Source organism: Aromatoleum tolulyticum (assembly GCF_900156155.1).
GTDB classification, from domain to species: domain Bacteria; phylum Pseudomonadota; class Gammaproteobacteria; order Burkholderiales; family Rhodocyclaceae; genus Aromatoleum; species Aromatoleum tolulyticum.
The window spans coordinates 109,452-132,546 of sequence record NZ_FTMD01000003.1 but is presented as its reverse complement, the minus strand read 5'-3'; the positions used below and the strand labels follow the sequence as shown (position 1 = coordinate 132,546).

The 23,095-nt window shown below is 67.0% G+C and carries 19 protein-coding genes; 9 read left to right on the top strand and 10 right to left on the bottom strand.

The features are described from left to right. Positions 1-13: 13 nt before the first annotated feature. Positions 14-517: a hydrogenase maturation protease gene (locus BW991_RS05615; RefSeq protein WP_244551619.1), complete on the top strand. Its 504-nt coding sequence runs from the start codon at positions 14-16 to the stop codon at positions 515-517. Here BW991_RS05615 and BW991_RS05610 read toward each other — a convergent pair. From BW991_RS05610 to BW991_RS05570, 9 genes are all read right to left on the bottom strand, one after another. Then, positions 466-1,335 carry an HDOD domain-containing protein gene (locus BW991_RS05610; RefSeq protein ID WP_076601123.1) on the bottom strand — a complete coding sequence of 290 codons (870 nt, stop codon included), beginning with the start codon at positions 1,333-1,335 and terminating at the stop codon, positions 466-468. The genes BW991_RS05615 and BW991_RS05610 overlap by 52 nt on opposite strands. Positions 1,336-1,359: 24 nt before the next feature. Then, positions 1,360-2,184: a DUF2189 domain-containing protein gene (locus BW991_RS05605; protein ID WP_076601122.1), complete on the bottom strand. Its 825-nt coding sequence runs from the start codon at positions 2,182-2,184 to the stop codon at positions 1,360-1,362. 60 nt (positions 2,185-2,244) lie between these two features. Continuing rightward, positions 2,245-3,054: an alpha/beta fold hydrolase gene (locus tag BW991_RS05600; protein WP_076601121.1), complete on the bottom strand. Its 810-nt coding sequence runs from the start codon at positions 3,052-3,054 to the stop codon at positions 2,245-2,247. A 3-nt stretch (positions 3,055-3,057) separates the two neighbouring features. Next, entirely contained in the window at positions 3,058-4,362 is a 1,305-nt protein-coding gene (locus BW991_RS05595) for an O-acetylhomoserine aminocarboxypropyltransferase (protein WP_076601120.1), read from the bottom strand. Positions 4,363-4,399: 37 nt separating this feature from the next. After that, positions 4,400-4,615: a DUF465 domain-containing protein gene (locus tag BW991_RS05590; protein ID WP_050416593.1), complete on the bottom strand. Its 216-nt coding sequence runs from the start codon at positions 4,613-4,615 to the stop codon at positions 4,400-4,402. Between the two features lie 114 nt (positions 4,616-4,729). Continuing rightward, a complete protein-coding gene (locus BW991_RS05585; protein WP_076601119.1) occupies positions 4,730-6,337 on the bottom strand; it encodes a B12-binding domain-containing radical SAM protein in 1,608 nt (535 codons plus the stop codon). Positions 6,338-6,344: 7 nt separating this feature from the next. Continuing rightward, the gene (locus BW991_RS05580) at positions 6,345-7,205 is read right to left on the bottom strand and encodes an HDOD domain-containing protein (protein ID WP_076601118.1); all 861 of its coding nucleotides are present in this window, start codon (positions 7,203-7,205) and stop codon (positions 6,345-6,347) included. Between the two features lie 86 nt (positions 7,206-7,291). Continuing rightward, entirely contained in the window at positions 7,292-8,563 is a 1,272-nt protein-coding gene (locus BW991_RS05575) for an HD-GYP domain-containing protein (RefSeq protein ID WP_076601117.1), read from the bottom strand. Positions 8,564-8,700: 137 nt separating this feature from the next. Continuing rightward, a complete protein-coding gene (locus BW991_RS05570) occupies positions 8,701-9,114 on the bottom strand; it encodes a GlcG/HbpS family heme-binding protein (RefSeq protein ID WP_076601116.1) in 414 nt (137 codons plus the stop codon). 277 nt (positions 9,115-9,391) lie between these two features. Here BW991_RS05570 and BW991_RS05565 point away from each other — a divergent pair, with 277 nt between their 5' ends. Next, positions 9,392-11,407 (top strand): methyl-accepting chemotaxis protein, encoded by a 2,016-nt coding sequence (locus tag BW991_RS05565; protein WP_076601357.1) that lies wholly within the window; start codon positions 9,392-9,394, stop codon positions 11,405-11,407. A 15-nt stretch (positions 11,408-11,422) separates the two neighbouring features. Here the strand turns inward: BW991_RS05565 and BW991_RS05560 are convergent, their stop codons facing one another. Then, positions 11,423-12,445 (bottom strand): helix-turn-helix domain-containing protein, encoded by a 1,023-nt coding sequence (locus BW991_RS05560; protein ID WP_076601115.1) that lies wholly within the window; start codon positions 12,443-12,445, stop codon positions 11,423-11,425. A gap of 301 nt (positions 12,446-12,746) precedes the next feature. Between BW991_RS05560 and BW991_RS05555 the strand changes: the two genes are divergently transcribed. From BW991_RS05555 to peaA, 7 genes are all read left to right on the top strand, one after another. Beyond that, positions 12,747-14,123, top strand: a complete 1,377-nt coding sequence (locus BW991_RS05555) for a DUF1329 domain-containing protein (protein WP_076601114.1) — start codon at positions 12,747-12,749, stop codon at positions 14,121-14,123. A 27-nt stretch (positions 14,124-14,150) separates the two neighbouring features. Next, positions 14,151-15,926: a DUF1302 domain-containing protein gene (locus BW991_RS05550; RefSeq protein WP_076601113.1), complete on the top strand. Its 1,776-nt coding sequence runs from the start codon at positions 14,151-14,153 to the stop codon at positions 15,924-15,926. Between the two features lie 61 nt (positions 15,927-15,987). Then, positions 15,988-18,351: an efflux RND transporter permease subunit gene (locus BW991_RS05545; protein ID WP_076601112.1), complete on the top strand. Its 2,364-nt coding sequence runs from the start codon at positions 15,988-15,990 to the stop codon at positions 18,349-18,351. Between the two features lie 10 nt (positions 18,352-18,361). After that, entirely contained in the window at positions 18,362-19,333 is a 972-nt protein-coding gene (locus BW991_RS05540; protein ID WP_076601111.1) for a WD40/YVTN/BNR-like repeat-containing protein, read from the top strand. A gap of 21 nt (positions 19,334-19,354) precedes the next feature. Next, entirely contained in the window at positions 19,355-19,834 is a 480-nt protein-coding gene (locus BW991_RS05535; protein ID WP_076601110.1) for a tellurite resistance TerB family protein, read from the top strand. Between the two features lie 78 nt (positions 19,835-19,912). Next, positions 19,913-21,415 (top strand): aldehyde dehydrogenase family protein, encoded by a 1,503-nt coding sequence (locus BW991_RS05530; protein ID WP_076601109.1) that lies wholly within the window; start codon positions 19,913-19,915, stop codon positions 21,413-21,415. Positions 21,416-21,482: 67 nt separating this feature from the next. Further along, positions 21,483-23,090 carry a quinohemoprotein amine dehydrogenase subunit alpha gene (gene peaA / locus BW991_RS05525; RefSeq protein WP_076601108.1) on the top strand — a complete coding sequence of 536 codons (1,608 nt, stop codon included), beginning with the start codon at positions 21,483-21,485 and terminating at the stop codon, positions 23,088-23,090. The last annotated feature ends 5 nt before the right edge of the window (positions 23,091-23,095 follow it).

Sequence of the window (23,095 nt, the reverse complement as noted above, 5' to 3'; positions counted from 1 at the left end):
TTCCAGTCGGCTGGTGATCTTCGTCACCGGCAACGAATCGCGCGGGGACGATGCGGCCGGACCGCTGTTAGTGCAGCAGCTCGAGGGCGATTTGCCGGCCAGCGCGCGGGTGGTGTGCGAGTTTCAACTCCAGGTCGAGCATGCGCTGGAGCTGCGCGGCGCCGATCTGGCGCTGTTCGTCGATGCGGCCTGCGGCCTGGAGACGCCTTTCGAGTTCGCCGAAGCCGACGGAAATGGGCCGGTGTCGAGTTTTTCCCATGCGCTGTCGCCGGAGGCCGTGCTGGATGTGTTCCGCCGCATCGAGGGGGCGGAGCCGCCCCCGGCCTTCATCCTGGGGTTACGCGCCGTCCGCTTCGAGCTGGGCGAGGGCTTGTCGGCGCTCGCCGCGGACGCGGTAGGGGCGGCCCTTCCATTTGCCCGGGAGTTGTTCGAGGTGCCGCAGCCGGACCGCTGGCGTGCGGTGGCTCAGGCGCGTGCGCGTTCGTTGCCGAGGTTGGGGAAGAAGAGCGCGGTATAGCCCGCGAGGTCGAGTTCGGCGCTTTCGCGGATGCGGCGCAGGCTGGCCGGTTCCATTTCGAGCAGGGTCCAGATTACTGGGTCGATGCGCTCGGCGGCAGCGGTGCTCGATTCGTTTTCCTGGTCCGCTTCGGCAATGCGCGCGGCCACGTGCACCATCGCCGCCTCGTAGACGTAGTCGCCACCGAGGCGCGGCGTGGTCTGTGCTCCGACGATGTCGACGAAGCTGGTCGGCAGGCGCCAGTGTGCCATCAGGGCGGCTGCGACCTCGGCGTGATCGCAGCCGACGATGCGACGCTCCGCCTCGTGCAGTGGTTCGCGGGTGGCGGCCGCGACCGTACGCGCTTCGTCCGCGAGCTCCGGCACCGTCTGGTACATCACCAGATGACCGATGTCCGACAGCATTCCGATGACGAACAGTCGTTCGACTCCGATCATGCCCTGGTTCCGGCCGATCTCGCGTGCAGCGAGGCCGCGCATGACACTTCCGCGCCAGAAGCGCGGCATGTCGAGGTGGCGGGGCGCGAACAGGGAAAACGCGCCGCTCACCGATATGGCAAGCACGAGATCGTGCACCTGCTGGATGCCGAGAACCGTCACGGCGCGCGAGATGGTGTCGATCTTCCCGCCGTAGCCGTAGAAGGCGCTGTTGGCAAGGCGCAGCAGGCTGGAGGCGATGGCGGGATCGGCGCTGATGGCGTGGGCGACGCCGGCGACCGAACCCGTCGGCGCGTCGAGTTCATCGCGAATGCGCAGATATATGGTCGGCAGCGAGGCGAGTGTTATGACGTTGGCGACAAGTTCCTGGGCGGAATGCATGACGGTGGTCCGAAGGGGGCTTGTTCAAGGGGCTTGTTCAACAGGCGCTGTCGGTGGCGGAGCGTCGCCGGCAGGGGCGACGAGGTCGCGGTAGGCGTGCCAGCTGGCATGGCCGACGACAGGCATCAGTACCACCAGCCCGAGATGGAAGCTGAGGAATCCGATTATAGTCAATATGACTATGAGCAAGGCCCACACGGCCATCGCGCCGGGGTTGCGGGCGAGGGCTCCGATGCTGGCGAGCATCGAGGATATGGCGTCCTGGTTGCGGTCGAGCATGAGGGGGACGGAGATCACGCTGGCGGCGAACACGATGCAGGCGAACAGCAGTCCGACGCAGAAATAGACGAGCAGGAACTCGAGATTCTCGAGCGTCACGAGCTGGTTGAGAAAGCCGCTGAGGTTGGGGAGTTCGTTGGTGTAGAAGAGGGCGAAGATGACCAGCGAAGCGCGCGCCCAGACGAGGAAGATCACCCCGAGGACGACCGCGAAGATGCCGATGTTGCCGGCGTTGCGCCGCCACACGGTGAGCGTCGGCAGCAGGGCGCAGACCTGTCCTTCTTCGTGCCTGCGGCTGATCTCGTACAGGCCCATCGCGAGGAAGGGGCCGAGCAGCAGGAATCCTGACGTCATCGCGGCGGTGTATTCGTAGGCGTGCTCGAACACCATCGTGACGAGCAGGCCCATTACCGCAAAGCAGAAACCGTAGAACAGGCTGGGAATCGGACAGGCGCGGAAATCGTCGATTCCGCGCCTGATCCAGCGCAGGGGGGCGCCCGCATCGACTTCGCGGACGGTCGGAAAGACAGGTTCTTCTGCTGCCGTACCCGTATCGTTCTGCTGCGACATGGCTCTCTCCTGTTGGGGGTCTTGTCGTGCGGCAGCGAACGGGGCTTCCATGTTGTTGTGTTATGCGCTGGTGAGGAAGCCTCGCATGGCATCGCCTACCGCATCGGGCGCTTCGGCCATCATCGCATGACCGGCGCCTTTGATCACTATCATACGCGCGCCGCCGGGAACCTTGGCGAGCGCTTCCTGCAGGGGCTTGACGGCCTTTCGGGGCGTCATCTGGTCGCGTTCGCCGCACAGCATCGCGCACGGGACGGCGATGCGCGCTGCGGCGTCGAGGCCGCCCAGGTAGGCATTGCATGCTGCGAGGTCGTTTGCGAGCACGCCTGCGCGCTGGCGTTCCATCAGGCGCTGATTGAGGCCGGTGAGGGAAATGCCGGGGACGGGGCTCGCGCCGAGTTGTGAGGCGGGGGTGTAGGACCACTGGTTGATCATCCCGTGCGCGGCATCGCGCGCGTGTGCGGCGGCTTCGAGGAGCGGTGGCGCGACGGGCATCGGCGCGACGCTGCCGATCAGGATGAGTTTCGTAATGCGCGCCGGTGCCTGCGCGGCCGTCTGGAGGGCGACGAGCGAACCCATGCTGTGGCCGGCGAGGGCGGCGTGGACGACGCCGGCGGCGTCGAGCAGGGCCTCGACCCAGTCCGCGAGGGCCTCGATGGTGGGCAGCGGGCTGCCCTGCGAGCGTCCGTGGCCGGGGAGGTCGGGTGCGAGCACGGCGAAGCCGTGGTGTGCGAGCCGGCGGGCCTGGTAGTTCCACACGCTGTGGTCGTGGCCGGCGCCGTGGATCAGGACGACGACCGGCAGTTGGCGATCGAAGGGGCGGCCGCCGGTGTAGAGATAGGCGGGCGTGTCGTTGACGCTCAGTTCCATGGTTTAACCCTGCACGACGCGGCCGGCGGCGTAGAGGCCGCGGTTGAGGTCTTCGATGAGGTCGTCGACGCTTTCGAGTCCGACCGACAGGCGCACGGTGCCTTCGCCGATGCCGGCGGCGGCGAGGTCCTGCGCGGACATGCGGAAGTGGGTGGTGCTGGCCGGGTGGATCACGAGGGACTTGGCGTCGCCGACGTTGGCGAGGTGCGAGAACACCCGCAGGCCCTCGATGAAGGCGCGGCCGGCGGCGCGGCCGCCTTTCAATTCGAAGGACAGCACCGAGCCGGCGCCGTCGGGCAGCAGGCGGGCGGCGAGCGCGTGGTCGCGGTGGCTGGCGAGGCCGGGCCAGGCGACATGGGCGACGAGCGGATGGGCCGCGAGGTGTTCGGCGACCTTGCGCGCGTTGGCGACGTGGGCGCGCATGCGCAGCGGCAGGGTTTCCATGCCCTGCAGGATCTGGAACGCGTTCATCGGCGACAGGCAGGCGCCGAAGTCGCGCAGGCCCTCGCGCCGCGCGCGCAGCAGGAAGGCGGCGATGGGCGATTCCTCGGCGAAATCCATGCCGTGGAAGCCGTCGTAGGGTTCGGTGAGCGTCGGGAAGAGGCCGGAGGCTTCCCAGTCGAAGCGCCCGCCGTCGACGAGCAGGCCGCCGACCGCGACGCCGTGGCCGCCGAGGAACTTGGTCGCCGAGTGCAGCACGAGGTCGGCGCCGAGTGCGAGCGGGCGCTGCAGGCAGGGGGTGACGAGGGTCGCGTCTACCAGCAGGGGCAGGCGATGGGCGTGCGCGATGTCGGCGACCGCGGGGATGTCGAGTACGTCCAGGCCGGGATTGCCGAGCGATTCGCCGAAGAAGAGCCGCGTCTCGGGGCGAACGGCGGCGCGCCAGGCATCCGGGTCGTGCGGATCGACGAAGGTGGTGGTGATGCCGAAGCGCGGCAGCGTATAGGCGAGCAGGTTGTGCGAGCCGCCGTACAGCGCGTGCGAGGCGACGATGTGGCCGCCGGTGCCCATCAGCGTGGTGATCGCGAGATGCAGGGCGGCCTGTCCGCTCGCGACGGCGATCGCGCCGACCCCGCCTTCGAGGGCGGCGATGCGTTCCTCGAGCATCGCGTTGGTCGGGTTGGAGATGCGCGTATAGACGTGGCCGGGGCGTTCGAGATTGAACAGCTCCGCGGCGTGGTCGGTGTCGGGGAAGACGTAGCTGGTGGTGAAGTAGATCGGGGCGGCGCGGGCGCCGAAGGCGGGGTCGGGAGACTGGCCCGCGTGAAGCGCGAGGGTTTCGGGTCCGAAGGTCTTGGGCTGGGTCATCGGCGGTGCCGGTTGTGGTCCTCGGCGCGAGCGGGGCTCACGCCAGTTCGTTGGGGTCGAGCATGCGCTGGATGACGGAAATGCGGTCCTTGAGGGCGAGCTTGCGCTTCTTCAGGCGGCGCAGCAGCAGTTCGTCTTCCTGCGGGGAGTCCTGCAGACGCGAAATGGCGTCATCGAGGTCGCGGTGCTCGTTGCGGAGTTCCGTGAGCCGGATCTGCAGGCTGGTGACGTGGTCGAATGCTTCCTCTGTCATCGGGTACCTGCTCGGGCTGGGCGTGTGTACGCCGTTGGAGGGACGTTCAGGCCGATAATCTTATGCGCCGCGCGGGGCGATGACAACTCGCTGCGCAGCACGGCGGTGCGATCCTTAGACGGCGCCATGTGCCGTGCTGCGGACCGTCGGGGATGGCTCCAGGCGGACGACGGCAACCGGGGCGGCCGAACGCGCGTTGTCGGCCTGCAGTTCTGCGCCGAGCAGGGCCTTCAATCCTGCGGGCTGGCGCGGGTGTGCGGGGAAGTCGCGGCGGGCGGCTTCGAGCTGGGCGCGATTGGCACTGAAGTAGCGCGCTGCCTTGACTACGCGCGGGAGGTTCCTGACGAGGTGCCAGAGACTCCAGCGGTGTTCCCGCAGGCGGCGGGCGAAGCGGCGGCGGTAGCCCTTGCTGTCGTAGAAGCGGCGGACGTGCCAGTTGTAGAGGGCGTCCATCTCCTCGCGCGAGGCGAAGCCTGCGGGACGGTAGACGAAGTTGAGGCAGTTCATCAGGCGCCAGTCCTCGCGGAAGTCGCCGTTGCTGCCGTCGGCGCATTCGTCCCAGATCGGCGCGCCGTACATGGGGCTGAACTTGGTCATGTTCATCTCGTCGAGATCGAGCGAGAGGATGAAGTCGCTGGTCGCGCGCAGCGTCTGCGGAGTTTCGCCGGGCAGGCCGAAGATGAAGAGGCCCTTGGCACGCAGCCCCGCGGCGTGGATCTTGCGGACGGTGTCGCGCACGGCGTCGAGGGTGACGCCGGCCTTGTGGCGTTCCATCATTGCCGGGTCGGCCGATTCGATGCCGAGCGAGACCATCAGCGCGCCGGCGCGCTTGAGCTGGTGCAGCATCTCTTGCGAGGTGTGGCCGGTGCGGATGGCGCAGTTGAACTGCATGCCCAGCGGTTTTTCGATGAGCAGGCGGCACAGTTCGTCGACGCGCTTGCGGCTAGCGGTGAACAGGTCGTCGTAGAAATTGATGTGGTGGACGCCGAACTTGTCGCGCAGGTGCTTCATGTGTGCGTAGATGTACGTGGCCGAATTGACCTTGTACAGGCGTTCGAACACGGTGCGGTCGCAGAACGAGCAGGTGTAGGGGCAGCCGCGCGAGGTGATCATCGTGGCGCCGTGGCGTTTGGCGTACGAGAAGAGCGGCAGGTGGTAGCCGGCGGGAAAGCCGGCGAGCTTTTCGTAGGCGGGGAAGGGCAGTTCGTCGAGGTCGAGGATGCGCGGCCGGCGCGGGTTGGCGACGATGCGCGGGCCGTCGCGCCACACGAGATTGTCGATCGCGGCCGCGGGCTTGCCGTCGGCGAGGTCGAGCAGCGGGCCTTCGCCCTCGCCGATGCACAGGTAGTCGATCTCGGGGAAGTGTTCGAGCAGCGGCGCGCCGATCGAGGAGGCGTGGACGTTGCCGAGGACGATACGGATGTCCGGCCGCTGGCGCCGGATGCTTGCCGCCATGTCGATGGCGTCCATGAATGCCGAGGTCGTCGCCGAGAAGCCGACGAGTTCGGGTTCGGTGGCGAGGATGGCGTCGACGTTGGCTTCGATGCCGGGCGGCGCGAACGGTCCGAGGCAGTCGTGGACGGCGGTTTCGTGACCGTGCCGGTCCAGCCAGGCGGCGAGCGACAGGATGCCGATCGGCGCCATGCGGTTGGCCAGCACCGAGAAATCGGGCTGTCCGGGGACGAAGTTGAATCCGGCGGGATGGACCAGGGTGACGCGCACGGGGGCGTCAGCCGCAGAGCGCAGCCAGGATCAGCTGGCGGTTTTCACGGGCGGATTCGAGCAGGTGGGCGAGATCCTGCGGGTCGATGTTGTGCGTGGCTGCGTCAAGGAGGCCGGCGCGGTGATCCAGCCCGAGCAGTTTGTCGAAGGGATTGGGCGTTTCGACCGCGAGGCCCGCGACGAAGAGGATGTCGGCGAGGTTTGCGGGGGGCCAGGCGCCGCCGTAGGGATTGCTGCACTCGAACGCGTCCAGGATCGATTCGGGCAGTTCGAACACTTCGAGCACAGACTCGCTGACGGGTTCGCTCCAGGTGGTCACGAACTCGGCGAAACGTGGCAGGTCGTCCTCGAGGGCGGGATAGTCGGCCGAGCGGGCGAGCAGCAGAAACTGCCCGATGTCGGCCATCATGCCTGCGAACATCGCGGTGTCGGGATTCACGACGCGCAGATCGCGAGCGAGGGCGTAGGACCAGGCCGCGACATCGACCGAGTGCATCCACAGCCCGGAGGCGATGGCGCGCATTTTGGGCGAGCGGTGATCCTGTGCGAGTTGTTCGGCCGCGACCGAAAAGGCCAGGCAGCGCAGCGACGAGAGACCGATGCGACGCACGGCATCCGCGACGTTGGTGATGGGGGTGGCATGGGGGTTGAGTGCGACGGCGTTCGCCATGCGCACGGTCTTGGCGCTGAGAACGGGCTCGGTCTTGACCGCCGCGGCGATCTCTTCGAGCGAGGACGCCGGGCTGTCGGCGAGCCGCTTGATGCGCAACGAGACGTCGAGGGAGGTCGGGAAGCTGAGATGGCCTTCGGCAATTTCGGCCTCGATCTGCTCGCCGAATGCTCGTGCCTGAGAGTCGAAATCCTTCATCGCGATCCCGTGTGATTGTCGATCGTGAAAGTTTACCCCGCCTGGACTTCGGTCGGGAGCTCGTTGCAATGGCGTCCGGACTGCGGTCACGCGGTCGTGGGAATGCCGCTGCCGTCGAGTGCGCGGATCAGCGGGGCGATTCGTTCGAGCGGACTTCCTTCCGTCTGCGCTTCGGCGCGAAGGTGCAGGTTACGCGCGAGGTTGCGCATGCGCCATTCGATTTCGCGGATCACGAGATTGATTTCGGCGACGAGTTCGCCGTCGAGGTTCGCGGCACCGAGGGAATCGGCCTCCATGACCCCGGTCGAGCGCAGCGACTTGAGCAGGTTGTGGAGCAGGGCGAGTGCGTTGGTGGCCGTATGCCGCACGAAGGGCGTCGGACCCCGTGCAACCAGCGCTTCGGCTTCGGCCATGGCGGCGTTCATGCGCTTGCAGCTTGCCTGGACGCGCGCGTTGAAGTCTCCCGCCGGTGTTGTCCCGAATACGTCGTCGCCGTTGCGCAACGCTTGCGTGATGACCGCGACCGCATCGTGGTCGAATTCTTCGGGAACGATGCGCAGCGCCAGCGAGGCGCGCAGGGCGGCTCCGTCATCGCCGCGCGACAGGATGGCACCGACGGAATCGGCGACCGCGAGCCACGAGCCGAGCCGGCTGTGCCCGCTGCGGTCTACCTGGTTCGGGTAGCCGCTGCCGTCGAGGCGTTCGTGATGGTGCGCGACGCACTGGCCGACCGCGGCCGGCAGCGTCGTGAGTTCGGCGATGAGGAGCTGGCCCACGCGCGGGTGGCTTGCCACGTGCTTCCACTCTGCCGGTTCGAGCTGGTAGCTGTCGCGCAGGTAGTCGGGGTTGATGTACATCTCGCCGAGGTCGTGCACGAGGGCGGCCATCAGCAGGAGCTGGGCATCGTGATCGGTCGCATTCAGGCGCGCGGCGATTCCGGCGCAGATGATCACGGTGGTCTGTGCGTGCTTGAAGCTGCTGCTGCCTTTGGCATGCGCCGTGGTGAGCAGAAGGCGCAGCGGTTGGGGCAGCGGCACGTTGCGCATGCCGTTGATGAGCCCGATCGCGTCGCGGGTGGCGATGCGGGCGAGCAGCGGATTCTGTTCGATGTGCGCCATGCACGCACTGGCGATGTCGCCGAATGCGACGGCCCCCTCGACGGCGAGGGTCGTTTCGAGCGGTTTCGCGAGTTTGCGGCGCAGCAGTTTTTCCTGCAGGTCGGCGGAAACGGGCTTGCCCTTTGCCCAGAGCTTCATCCCGCGTTCGTCGTAAATGTCTTCCGCAGCTTCTACCGTCCGCGTTTCCGCGAGTTCGACGATGCGTTCGAGGCAGTGCTGGTTGACCGAATTGAATAGCATGATGTGCTCGTCCTGACTGCAGTGCCGGAGGCTGCTGTGCGGCCGGCATGATACCGACGGGATTTTGGGCGCTTGCCGCGGGGGGAGCAATAGTTGATTTTGCCCCCCCGCGTTCCGTGCCACCGCCGGTGCGGCAATCAGAGGCTGTACGAGGCTCCGATCGCCGCGATGCCCGCACGCGCGATCAGTGCGTCGTCGGAGGACTTGACGCCGGAGACGCCGACCGCGCCGATCACCTCGCCGCCGACGACGATCATCTCGCCGCCTTCGAGCGGCGTGACAGGCAGGCCGAGACCGGCGTAGCGGCCGTTGTTGACCATGTCTTCAATGGCCTTGCTGGGCTTGCGCATCATCACGCAGGTGCGGGCCTTTTCGGGGGCGACATAGGCGCTCGACGGCGGCGCGTTGTCCAGGCGCTGCAACCACAGCAGGTGGCCTCCTTCGTCGCAGATTGCGATCGTGACCGCCCAGCCGTTGCGCAGGGCTTCGGCTTCGGCCGCTGTGGCGACCTTGCGCGCGTCGTCGAGGGTCAGGACCTGGCGGGTCTTCATCTTGGGTGTCTCCATTCGGCAAAAAAGGGCGCAATTGTGCAGCGTGCGACGGGTTTGGCAAAGCTTGTGCCGGGGCCGGAAGGGGGCGTTGGAGCACGAGAAGGCCCCGGCGCGTGACGAATGCATGGCGTGCTCATGTGTTCTTGATGCGGATCACGTATTTTTCAGGCAAATCCCAATACGCTGACAAGAATTGCATATCCCGATGCCCGAAGGATGCGCAACGGATGTCCGGTGGCGGTGCGAAAGGTGTGCGGGCGTGTTCGTGGAGAGGATCGTGAAACTGATTTTTGCACCCGCAGTGGGTCTGATGAATCGTTGCAGTTACCCGGTGAAGTTCGGCCTGCTGGGCCTGATCATCCTGGTGGCCTTTGCCAGCCTGATGCTGACGCTCGCGCGCGAGTTGAACTCGACGATCGAGCGGACGGAACGCGAACTCGTGGCTTCGGACCTTTCGCGGCCGATCTCCCGGGCGGTCGAGCTGATGCAGCAGCACCGCGGGCTGTCGGCGGCGATGCTCGGGGGGCTGGAGAGTGCGAAGGCGGCGCGCGCAGACAAGGCCGTCGAGGTCGATCGTGCGCTCGAGACGCTGGAGGCGGCGCTGCCGCAATCCGTGCGCAACAGCGGGTGGAGCGATATCCGCTCGCGCTGGAGTGCGCTGAAGCAGGAGGGCCTCAAGCTGAGCCAGCCCGAGAATTTCCAGACGCATACGCGGCTGATCGACAATCTGCTGGATTTCCAGATCGCGGTCGCCGACGAGTACGGCCTGACCTTCGATCCGCAGCAGGACAGCTACTACCTGATGTCGACGGCGGTGATCCGCATGCCCTACCTGCTGGAGCGCACGGGCCAGTTGCGGGCCAAGGGGTCGGCGGCGCTCGCGCGCGGCACGATCGACGATGCGGGCAAGCTCGGGGTGAGCGTGCTCGCAGGTGACGTGACCGAGGCGGTGAGCGATCTCGAGACCAACATCCGCAAGATCGTCGCACAGCGGCCGGACCTCGGACAGCGGCTGGAGTCGTCTCTCGCGGAAATGAACGGCAAGTTGGCGACGGTGGGCGGAGTGGTGCGCCAGATCCTCGCGGGTGATCTGCAGAGCACGTCGTCGTCCGCGTACTTCGGGATGACGACCGAGGCGATCACGGTGGGCTACCGGCAGATGAACGAAATCCTGCTGCCGACGCTGGACGAGCTGTTGCGCCAGCGCATCGCCGAGGCGCAGCGGGTGCTGCATTTCAACGTCGCGGTGCTGGTGGTCGTCGCGGTGGCGATCGCCTACCTGTCCATCGGGGTGTATCTGTCGATCATGGGCAGCGTGAAGCGGCTCGCCGAAGGCAGCCACCGGCTGGCGGCCGGTGATCTGACGACGGCGATCAGGTTGCAGGCACGCGACGAGCTGCACATGATCGCCGACAGCTTCAACGACATGGCGTCGACGATGTGCCGCCTGATCACGAGCATCCAGAGCAATTCGGGCCAGGTCGCGGAGACGGCGCGCGGCATGGTGGAGTCGGCACGCCAGATCGACACGGCTTCGCAGCGGCAGAGCGAGGCGGCGTCGAGCATGGCGGCGGCGGTGGAAGAGATGACGGTGGGCATCGACCATATCGCCGGCAACGCGAGCAATGCCAACGCGCTCGCCCAGCGCTCGGGCAAGCTGTCGGGCGAAGGGGGCGAGATCGTCGAGTCGGTGGTTGCCGATATCGGGGAGATCGCGCGGGCGGTGTCCGGGTCAGCCGATACCATTGCCGAGCTGGACCGCAGTTCGGAGCGGATTTCGGCGATCGTGAATGTGATCAAGGAGATCGCCGACCAGACCAACCTGCTGGCGCTGAATGCAGCGATCGAGGCGGCGCGCGCGGGCGAGCAGGGGCGCGGCTTCGCGGTGGTGGCGGACGAGGTGCGCAAGCTGGCCGAGCGCACGACGCAGTCGACGCAGGAGATCGCGCAGATGGTCGGGGCGATTCAGCGCGATGCGCGCGACGCGGTGGAGAGCATGCAGGGCGGCGTGACGCAGGTGAATGCGGGCGTCGCACGCGCCCAGCAGGCAGGGACGGCGATGTCGAGCATCCGCGACGAAGCGGGGCGGGTCGTGGAGACGGTGGCCGAGATTTCCGACGCCTTGCGCGAGCAGAGCGTCGCTTCGACCGAGATTGCGCGCAACGTCGAGACGATCGCGCGCATGGCCGAGGAGAACAGCGCGATTGCGGTCGATAGCCACCGCACGGCGGATCGGCTGGAGAGCCTGGCGGGGAGCCTGCTTGCCGACGTGAGCCGTTTCAAGGTGGCCTGAGGGCGTTTTACCCGTTCATGCGTGGGTGGGGGGCGTGGCCTGGCGCAGGGTGTCGGAAGGCAGTTCGCCGAACATCGCGCGGTAGTCCGACGCGAAGTGCGACAGGTGCCAGAAGCCCCAGCGCGCGGCGATGTCGGCGATCTGGTGGCTGGCCGGGTCGGCGGACTTCAGTTCGCGGCGTACGCCGTTGAGGCGCAGGGCCCGCAGGAAGCTGACGGGGTTGAGGTTGAGGATATCCTGGAAGCTGTACTGCAGCGTGCGGCGCGAGACGCGCAGCTCGGTGCATAGGTCGGCGACGGTGATCGGTGCGTCGATGTGCGCGCGCATGTACTCGCGGGCGCGGTCGACGATGAGCTGGCGCGTGCGGCAGGGCGTGGCAGGGCGTGGGGTGTCGTCGCGCGGCGTGATGGCCGCGACGATGCTGGCATAGATCGCCTGCTCGAGCCCCTTCCGCATCTGCGGGTGGCGCAGGAGGTCGGGGGTCGCCTCGAGGCTGGCGAGGACCGTCAGGAGGAAGCTGCGCAAGGTAGCGGCCTGGTCGGCCGTCGCGGGAATGATCCGCCGCTTGCCGATTTCGGCTTCCACGTCCCGGTGTTCGACGCGGAAGGCGTAATCGGTGAAGGCTGCGACGTCGGTCGTGACGGCGACGATGTCGTGCAGGCGCGGGGTGCGGTAGTCGAGGTCTTCCCCGCCCTTGAGCGTGATGATGGAGTCGAGCTCGCACGGTTCGCCGCAGTACCAGCCGGTGCCGTCGAGTTCGACCGGCACGCCGATCGTGCGCGAGCCTTCCCAGGACGTGCCGATCTCGTGCACGACCTGATTGGTCCGCTCGCGGAAAACCTGCACGTTGTCGAACCAGAATTCGTCGAACCGCCCCGTGAAGGTGCCGGCCGAAAGCTGGTCGTAGCGCTGATTCCAGTGTTGCAGGCAGGCTGCGTGGTCGTCTGCGTCGCGTGTGTCGAGATGGACGACGGAATACGCGTCGTCGCCGGCGGCGCGCGTATTGCTGTCGCGCCCGGCGAGGGTGTGAGCATCCATTTTCCGATTGTCTCCTGACCGGAAAGGGCCGTTTGTAGTTATGCCTTTGATTGTTTTTCAAAACTAATACAAAAGTCGCACGCCGAACAGTGAAATCTTTCTAACGAGCTGCGTCGCGCGGGCCGTCGTGGCCAGCCCCGGGTGTTTCGTCGCGGATTGCCATTTTCGGATAACGGCTCGGAGAAGCTGCTTCCTACAATCGCCTCCATCGGTTGTACCGCCGCGTGAGGACGCGGCAGGGCACAGCCGGAAAAAAATGCCGAACCGAACGGCACATCACACCAAGTGAGGAGACGACAACATGACGAAGACGACGAGCTCGCCTCGCCGCGCGCTTATCTGCATCACGCTCGCGGCGGTGCTGGGCAGCGGGGGCGCGCGTGCGGCGGCGACCGAGGCCGAGGCGGCGGCGCTGGGCAAGAACCTGACGCCGATCGGCGCGGAGGCGGCGGCGAACAAGGACGGTGCGATTCCGGCGTGGAGCGGCGGGATGACGCAGGTGCCCGCGGGCTGGAAGCCGGGGCACCTGGATCCCTTCAAGGACGACAAGCCGCTGTTCTCGATCGACGCGGCCAATCTCGACAAGTACGCGGACAAGCTGTCGGCCGGCCAGATCGCATTGATCAAGGCGTACAAGGGCTACCGCATGGACGTCTATCCGAGCCGGCGCAGCTGTCCGGTGCCGGATTTCGTCGCTGCGCAGACGAAGAAGAACGCGGCCGCCGCGAAGCTGGGCGCGGACGGCTGGCAGCTCGAGCAGGTGTTCGGCGCGGGCGTGCCGTTCCCGGTGCCGAAGTCGGGTGCCGAGGTGATGTGGAACTACAAGCTGCGCTATACGGGCCTCGGCCGCCGCGCGCAGATCTCGGCGCTGATGCCGGAGAAGGACGGCAGCTACGTCGAGAACAAGCAGTGGGCGTACGAGATGTACCCCTTCAACGACCCGAAGGTGACCGGGCCGGCGGACGTGGGCGGCGTGGAGTCGAAGCTGCTGTACGACGTGCTGACGCCGCCGTCGCGCGCGGGCGAGGGCTACCTGATCCACGCCTACATCGACAAGCCGCAGGACGCGTGGATCTACTTCCCCGGCCAGCGCCGCGTGCGCCGCTCGCCGACCTTCGCCTACGACAACCCGATCGCGGGCTTCGACAACCTGTACTTCGTCGACCAGATCAACATGTTCACCGGGGCGTTGGACCGCTACGACTACAAGCTGGTGGGCAAGAAGGAGATGTACGTGCCGTACAACTCCTACAAGCTGATCAACAAGAAGCAGAAGTTCAAGGACATGCTCGGGCCCGAGTATGTCAATCGCGACCTGATGCGCTACGAGCCGCATCGCGTATGGGTGGTCGAGGCGACGGTGAAGGCGGACAAGCGCCATTCCTTTGCGAAGCGGGTGTTCCACTTCGACGAGGACTCGTGGGCGCTGCTGCAGGTGGATATGTACGACGCCAAGGGCAACCTGTGGCGCGTGCAGGAAGGCAGCCTGTGGGCGGCGCCGGACGTGGGGGCTTGCATGGCCTATGAAACCCAGATGTACGACCTGGTGGCGCGCCGCTACGTGGTCGACAACTGGACGGCCGAGGGCGAGGTGCTGGATCTGACCGCAGCCAAGGACGGCCGGATCACCGCCGCGAACTTCACGCAGGACGAAATGCGCCGCCGCGGCGAGCGCTGACCCCCACTCCACTCAGGGAGAGTCTCCATGAAGAAAAGGACGATTTCGGATCGTCGGGGCACGCTCGCGCCTTCGATCCTGGCAGTTGCGGTTGCGGCGGCATGCTGGTCGCCGGCGAGCCATGCGTTTCGCTTCGGTTCGGAAGAGGGGGTGTCGGGCAGCTTCGACAGCACCGTCTCGTACGGCGTCATCAGCCGGTTGCAGTCGGCGGGCTGCAAGACGGTCGGCAACGACAGCGGCGGCTGCAACAACACGACGAACAACGAACTGCACACGAAGCAGGCCGGTAACGGGTATGCCAACGCCGATTTCAATTTCACCAACTTCGACGACGGCAACCTGAACTACAAGAAGGGCGACATCGTCTCGGCAGTGCTCAAGGGCACGCACGACCTGTCGCTGAAGTATCCGGGCGGTTGGAGTGCGCTGGCGCGCTTCAACTGGTTCGTCGATACGAAGTCGGACGACACGCGGCGCACGTCGGTCGCGGACGAGGCTTCGGGCGAGATGACCTTGCTCGACGCGTGGGTCGCCAAGGAGTTCACCGTCGGCGAGCGGCGCGGCAAGGTGAAATTCGGCAACCAGGTGATTTCCTGGGGCGAGGACATCTTCATCATCGGCGGCGTGAACCAGATCAACGCGATCGACCTGCAGAAGTTCCATGTGCCGGGCACGCAGCTGAAGGAAATCTTCATTCCGGCGCCGATGCTGTCGGCTTCGCTGGGCCTGACCGAGAAACTGGGGGCGGAGGCGTACTACCAGTTCGCGTGGAACGGCTTCAAGTTCGATCCGGTAGGGACCTTTTTCTCGGCGGCGGACGTGCTGGGCAAGGGGCGGCGCGTCGCGTACGTGCCGACCAGCATCATCGAGGACTTCGCCGGGCCGGGCGCCTGCGCGGGCCTGCCGACCGGGCACTGCGGCGACAATCCCGGGATCTCGGATGCGGATGCCGTCGCGGCGGGCATTGCGGTGCCTTATCTGGGGACCAACAAGCCGAAGAAGACGGGCCAGTACGGCGTGAACTTCCGCTACAACGCGGAGGAGATCGACACCGAGTTCGCCTTCACGTACCAGCGCTACCACGACAAGCTGCCCTTCCTCGGTTTCACCGGCAACAGCCTCGGGGCGGTGACCGGATACTTCATCGCCTACGGCGAGGACAAGGATCTGTATGCGATCTCGGCGAACACGAAGATCGCCAACGTTGCAGTCGGCGCGGAGCTGTCGTACCGCCCGAACGACAGTGTCGGCATCGACCCGACCGTGCCCTTTACCGGGAAGTACAGCATCTATCGTGATGGCGGCGGCAATCCGGGCTTTGTCGAGGAGGAGAAGTACCAGTTCCACCTGACGGGCTTCTACACCTTCTCGCACAACGACCCGCTCGGCGGCGTCGCGAAGGCGCTGGGGGCGACGGACGGCTTCATCCTTGCCGAGGCGGCCGTCGCGCATTACCCGGGGCTCGACCTCAGCGGGCGCGTACCGTACTTCCTGCCCGACTACTCGCTGCCCGACAAGACCTCGTGGGGCTACGTGGTGGAGGCGGCGCTGAACTACCCGAACGTCGCCGGTACCGGCGTGACGCTGACGCCGCAGATCGACTGGTACCACGACGTGAATGGCACGACGCCGAACGGGCTGCCTTTCGTCGAGGGGCGCAAGGCGCTGACGCTGTCGCTGTTCGCGAACTACCGCGACGCGTGGAAGGGCGCGATCCAGTGGGTGACCTTCTACGGCGGCGGCGCCAACAACCTGATGCGCGACCGCGACTTCCTCTCGGCAAGCGTTTCGTACTCGTTCTGATGCAGATGCCGGCGCTGGCGGGACGCGAGTCCGTCGGTGCCGGCTCAATGGATACCCCGACATGATCGAAAAACTGGTGCTGGCGATGCAGCGTGTGTGCTTCAGGCACCGCCTGCTGATCCTGCTCGCGCTGCTCGGCTTCACGGTGGTGATGGCGCTGTTCGCGTCGCGCCTGCACATGAGCGCCGGCTTCGACAAGCAGCTGCCGCAAAACCACGAATACATCCAGACCTTCAACCAGTATCGCGAGGTGCTGTTCGGCGCGAACCGCATCATCGTGACCGTCGAGGCCACGAAGGGCGACATCTGGAACGAGAAGGCCCTGACCAGACTTTATGACGTGACGCAGGCGCTGTTCTTCATGAAGGGCGTCGACCGGCGCACGGTGACGTCCCTCTGGACGCCCAACACCCGCGCGGTGCAGATCACCGAGGAGGGCATGAAGGCCGAGGACGTTATCGGCGGCGACGTGACGGTGAAGGCGCTGACGCCGGACAACATCGCGGCGATCCGCGAGCGCACGATCGTCGGCGGCTTCATCGGCAGCCTGGTCGCCAACGACTCGTCGTCGGCGATGGTCGTCGCGGAACTGGCCGACCCCGATCCGCAGACCGGCGAGCGGCTCGACTACGCGGAGTTCAGCCAGCGGCTCGAGCGCGAGGTGCGGGACACCTTCACCGACGGCGACGTGAAGATCCGCATCATCGGCTTCGCCAAGCAGATGGGCGACATCTCGGAAGGGGCGACGAGCGTGATCGAGTTCTTCGCGCTCGCCTTCCTGCTGACCGCGGCGGCCGTCTATTGGTACACCCGCTCCTGGATGCTGACCTTCCTGCCGCTGGCGTGCTCGCTGGTGTCGGTGGTGTGGCAGTTCGGCACCATCACGCTGCTGGGTTTCGGGCTGGATCCGCTGGCGATCCTGGTGCCCTTCCTGGTGTTCGCGATCGGCGTGTCGCACGGCATCCAGCAGGTGAACTACATCGCCAAGGAAGTGATCAACGGGGCCGACGGCTACACGGCGGCAAGCCGCAGCTTCACCGGGCTGCTGGTGCCGGGCACGCTCGCGCTGATCACGGCCTTCGTCGGTTTCGCGACGCTGGTGCTGGTGCCGATTCCGATGATCCGCGAGCTGGCGATCACGGCTTCGGTGGGCGTCGCATACAAGATCGTGACCAACCTGATCATGCTGCCGGTGCTCGCAAGCTACTTCCGCTTCGACGATCGCTTCGTCGGGCGCGCGACCAAGATGGAGGGGCTGCGCAACCGCACGATGGCTTCGCTCGGGGTGCATATCGCGAATCCGCGCAACGCGGCGATCGGGACGCTGGTGTGCCTCGCGCTGTTGGCGGTGGCGGTGTGGCAGAGCCAGGGGCGCCACGTCGGTCACGTGTTGCCGGGCGCACCGGAGCTGCACGACGACTCGCGCTACAACCAGGACGTCGAGGCGGTGGTCGCGCGCTACGCGCTGGGGCTGGACCTGCTGACGGTGGTGGTCGAATCGCCTGCCGATGGCTGCTATCGCCACGACATCATGAGTCATGTCGACCGGCTGACGTGGTATCTGGCGAACGTACCGGGCGTGCTGTCGGCGCAATCCTTGCCGAGCCTCACGAAGCTCGCCGCATCCGGCGTCAATGAAGGCAATCCGAAGTGGGCCGCGCTGCCGCAGGAGGAACTGACGTTGGGCGAGGCGGTGCGCCAGGTGCCGGAAGGCATGCGGCTATTCAATGCGGATTGCACGCTGCTGCCGGTGAATCTGTATCTCGCCGACCACAAGGCCTCGACGATCAAGGAAGTGGTCGCGGCAGTGAAGCATTTCCGCGAGATGCAGCCTTTCCCGGGCGTGACGGTGCGGCTCGCGAGCGGCAACGCCGGCGTGCAGGCGGCGACCAACGAGGTGGTGGAGCATTCGGAGCTGCCGATGATGCTCTACGTGTATGCCACTATCCTGGTGCTGGTGTTCGCGGTGTATCGCGACTGGCGCGCGATGATCGCATGCTGCCTGCCGCTGACGCTGGCGACCTTCCTCGGCTACTGGTTCATGAAGGCGCTCGACATCGGCCTGACGGTCGCGACGCTGCCGGTGATGGTGCTGGCTGTGGGGATCGGCGTCGATTACGCGTTCTACATCTACAACCGGCTGCAGATGCATCTGGCGCACGGCGAGGACATCGTCACGGCCTTCAAGCAGGCCTTGCGCGAGATCGGTGTGGCGACCGTGTTCACGGCGGTGACGCTGTCGATCGGCGTGGCGACCTGGTCGTTCTCGGCGCTGAAGTTCCAGGCCGATATGGGGATGCTGCTGACCTTCATGTTCATGGTGAACATGATCATGGCGATCACCTTGCTGCCCGCGCTGGCGGTGACGATCGACGTGCTGATCCCGCGCCGCGGCCCGGTCCGCGCGCCGCTGATGGCCCACTGAGGTGATCCCGATGAAGACAAGCAATCGAATCGGGCGGACTTTGCTCGGCCTGTGTCTGGCGGCGAGCGCGACGGTATTCGCCGCCGCGCCGGCCGATGCGGCGAAAGTGCCGGCGCCGGCGATGAAGGCGCGGCTCGCCGCAAAGGTGCCGGTGACCGGGATGGTGCGCGCGGGCAATGCGCTCGTCGCGGTCGGCGATTACGGGACGATCGTGCGCTCGACCGACGAGGGCAAGACCTGGCAGCAGGCCGAGGTGCCGGTGAGTGCGCTGCTGACCGCGGTGCATTTCGTCGACGAGACGCGCGGCTGGGCAGTCGGGCACGGCGGCGTGATCCTCGCGACGACCGACGGCGGCGCGAACTGGCAGCTGCAGGCGACGCTCGACGACAAGCCGGTGCTGCTGTCGGTGCACTTCGCCGACGCGCAGCGCGGTTACGCGGTCGGGGCCTACGGCGCGGCTTTCCGGACGCTGGACGGGGGACACAACTGGGAGCACCTCGCGGTCGGCCGGGGGCACGACGGCGACCTGCACCTCAATCACATCTTCGGCACCCGTGAGGGGAAGCTCTTCATCGCCGCGGAAACCGGCGTCGCGTTCCGTTCGACCGATCGCGGTGCGACGTGGACGAAGCTTGCGACCGGCGTGTCGGGTTCGCTGTGGAGCGGGCTCGAGCGGGCGGACGGCGAGGTCGTGCTGCTGGGCATGAGCGGGCGTGTGATTGCGAGCCGGGACGGCGGCACCACCTGGCAGGTCCGTGAGACGGGGACCGAGCAATCGCTGACTTCGGGGATCGCGCTCGCGAACGGCGGGCTGATCGTCGTCGGTGCGGGCGGGGTCGTGCTGCGTGGCAGCGGGACGGCGCCCTTCCAGCTGGAGGTGCGTCCCGATCGCCAGAACCTCGCCGCCGTCGTCGCCGCACCGACGGGCACCGTCGTCGTTGCCGGCCAGCTCGGCGTCGAGCGCCTCGTATCCAACAAATAACAGGGACAGGGAGACCTGCGCATGCTCACCAAACTGATGGCGCTGCTTTCCGGGGAACTCCAGGCGGAAGGACTCGAAACGGGCCCCTTCGAGCGCCGGCATATCGCGGTTGCGGCGCTGCTGCTCGAAGCGATGTACATCGATCACCGCGCGAGCGAACGCGAGCAGGGGGCGATCAGGCGCCTGCTGTGCGAGCACTTCGCGCTGCCCGAGGAGGACGCCCGCAAGCTTGTCGAAGTGGCCGACGAGCGGTTTGCGGAGGTGCTGGATGACTGGGAGTTCGCCGAGGCCGTGCGGGCCGGCTTCAACGCCGCCGAACGGCGCGAGGTGCTGACGATGCTGTGGGAGGTCGCCTATGCAGACGGCGATCTCGAGCGGCTCGAGGAGCGGCTGGTGTCGCGGCTCGCCCAGCAGCTCGACATCGATCCGGAGGGCGCGGATGCGGCGCGGGCGACGGCCGTGGCGCGCGCCGGGCTGATCGACGGCGGGCCGGACGCCTGACCCGCACGCAGGGCGTCGGCTGATCCGCCCCGCAGATCAAATCAACAAACCAACCAATAAGACAGAGGAGACAGATACATGGAGCGTTACCACGGACAACTGCTGAGCGACGGCACACGGCGCTTTCTCGAGAATCCCCGGCGCATGCTGATCGGCGCCGAGTGGGTCGAGGCGGCGAGCGGCGAGACGCTGGCGGTGGTCGATCCGGCCAGCGGCGAGAAATTCGCCAGCGTGCCGGCGGGCGGGGCGGAAGACATCGACCGCGCGGTCGCCGCGGCACGGCGCGCGTTCGAATCGGGTGACTGGCCGAAGATGCGGCCGGTCGATCGCGAGCGCCTGCTGCTGAAGTTCGCCGATCTCGTGGAAGCGAATGCCCAGGAGCTTGCCGAGATCGAGTCGCTCGACAACGGCAAGCCGGTGACGATGGCGCGCCACGTCGACGTCGCGCTGGTGGTGGATTTCCTGCGCTACATGGCGGGTTGGGCGACCAAGATCGAAGGTTCGACGATGGACGTGTCGGTGCCCATCGTGCGCGACCGCGAGTTCTTCGGCTTCACGCGCCGCGAGCCGGTCGGCGTGGTCGGAGCGATCATCCCGTGGAACTTCCCGCTGCTGATGGCGGCGTGGAAGGTAGCGCCGGCACTCGCGACCGGCTGCACGATGGTGCTGAAGCCGGCCGAGGAGACGCCGCTCTCCGCGCTGCGCTTCGCGGAACTCGCGCTGGAGGCGGGCTACCCGGCCGGCGTGCTCAACGTCGTGACCGGCCTCGGCCACAAGGCGGGCGCGGCGCTCGCGTCGCACAAAGGCGTCGAGAAGGTCGCCTTCACCGGCTCGACCGAAATCGGCAAGCTCGTCGGCAAGGCCGCGCTCGACAACATGACGCGCGTGTCGCTGGAATTGGGCGGCAAGAGCCCGGTGATCGTGCTCGATGATGCGGACGTGAGCCAGGCCGCGGCGGGTGCCGCGCAGGCGATCTTCTTCAACCAAGGGCAGGTGTGCACGGCCGGTTCGCGCCTCTTCGTGCATAAGAGCCGCTTCGACGAGGTCGTCGAAGGCCTCTCGGGCATCGCCGCCGGCATGAAGCTCGGCGCCGGCATCGACCCGACCACACAGATCGGCCCGCTGGTGTCCGCGACGCAGCAGAAGCGCGTGCTCGGCTATATCGAGAGCGGCTTCGCCGAAGGTGCACGGGCAGCGACCGGCGGCGCGGCGGGCGAGGGCGCAGGCTACTTCGTGAAGCCGACGGTGCTGGTCGATACGACCGACGACATGAAGGTCGTACGCGAGGAGATCTTCGGGCCGGTGGTCGTGGCGATGCCGTACGACGATCTGGACGAAGTCGCGCGACGTGCGAACGACACGCCTTACGGGCTCGCGGCGAGCATCTGGTCGAACGACCTGTCGCGCGTGCATCGCCTGATCCCGAAGATCCAGGCCGGCACGGTGTGGGTGAACTGCCACAACATCCTCGACAACGCGATGCCCTTCGGCGGCTTAAAGCAGTCCGGCATCGGGCGCGAGATGGGGCGTGCGGTGCTCGACCTGTACACCGAATCCAAGTCCGTGATCATGGCGCTGTGAGTGCGGGGCGCCGCCTTGTCGCGATTGACGGGGCGGCGCATTTCCTCACCGGAGAGTGGAGACAGAAGTGAAGCCTGAGACCATAAAAAACACGCGCAGACATCTGCGCATCGCCGGCGCGGTGGCGCTGGCGCTGGGCATGGCGGGCACGACGCCCGCCGTCGCGGCGCAGGATCCCGGCCGCGAAGTGATCGACAAGAAGTGCGCGAGCTGTCACCTCGAGGACGGCAAGCTCACGCGCATCCCCGAGGTGCGCAAGACGCCCGAGGGCTGGGACATGACCGTCGTGCGCATGGGCATCTGGCACAAGGTCGAACTGACGGCCGACGAGCGCCGCGCGGTGGTCAAGTACCTCGCCGACCGGCAGGGGCTCGCGCCGTCCGAGGCCGCAGCGTTCCGCTTCCTGACCGAGCGGCGACCGAACATGCAGGATGCGCCGCCCGACGAGGAGATGGCGCAGATGTGCGGGCGCTGCCACAGCTACGGCCGCGTCGCGCTGCAGCGGCGCGACGAGGACGAATGGCGCAAGCTCATGCACACGCACCTTGGCCAGTTCCCCAGCGCGGAGTACTCGGCGCTGGGCCGCGACCGCAACTGGTGGGAGATCGCGCGCGACAAGATGCCCGGCCGGCTCGCGGAGATGTACCCGAAGAACACCGACGCGTGGCGCGACTGGAGCCGCGCGAAGCACCGGCCGGCCGCCGGGCGCTGGGTCGTCGCGGGCGAGCGGTCGGGCTGGGGTGCCTATACCGGCACGATGACCGTGACCGCAAAAGGCAAGGACCGCTACGAGGTCGGCTACGAGCTGCACTTCGGGCCGGGCAACACCGTGCGCGGCAAGGGTGAGTCGCTCGTCTACACCGGCTACGAATGGCGCGGCACGGCGCAGCTCGGCAACGAGCAGACGCAGTCGATCTTCGCGCTGAGCGAGGACGGCGCACGCATGAGCGGGCGCTGGTTCCTGCGTAAGGCCGACGAGATCGGGGCCACGTTCGAGGCGGTGCGCGCCGACAAGGCGGCGAAGAACGCGCTGGTGTCCGTGAGCCCGCAGATGCTGCGGGCGGGCGAGACGGCGACGGTGACGGTCGCGGGTGCCGGCCTCGATGCGAAGCTCGATCTCGGGTCGGGCGTCGAGGTGGTGGAATGGCTGGGCAAATCGGCCGAGCAGCTGAAAGTGCGCGTGAAGGTCGCAGCCGACGCGGCGCCCGGCGTGCGCAAGGTCGCGGTGGGTGGGCGCGAGTCGGACAAGAGCGTCGCCGTGTATCGCCGGATCGACTCGGTGCGCGTCGAACCGGCGTTCGGCATCGCCCGCGTCGGCGGCGGCACGAATCCGCCCGTGACCGCGCAGTTCGACGCCGTGGCCTTCCTCGATGGCGCGGACGGCAAGCCCGGCACCGACGATGACGTGCGCCTGGGCAGCGTGCCGGCGAAGTGGTCGACCGAGCCTTTCGATGAGCGCGCCAAGCACGACGAAGACCTCAAGTACGCCGGCCACATGGAGCCGCACGGGCAGTTCCTGCCATCCTTCGCCGGTCCGAACCCCGACCGCCGCGGCCTCAACAACGTCGGCAACCTGTCGGTCGTCGCGACCGTCGCGGACGGCGAGCGCTCGCTGAACGCAAAAGGCCAGCTCGTCGTCACCGTGCAGCGCTGGAACCCCACGCCGCTGCGCTGAGGGCA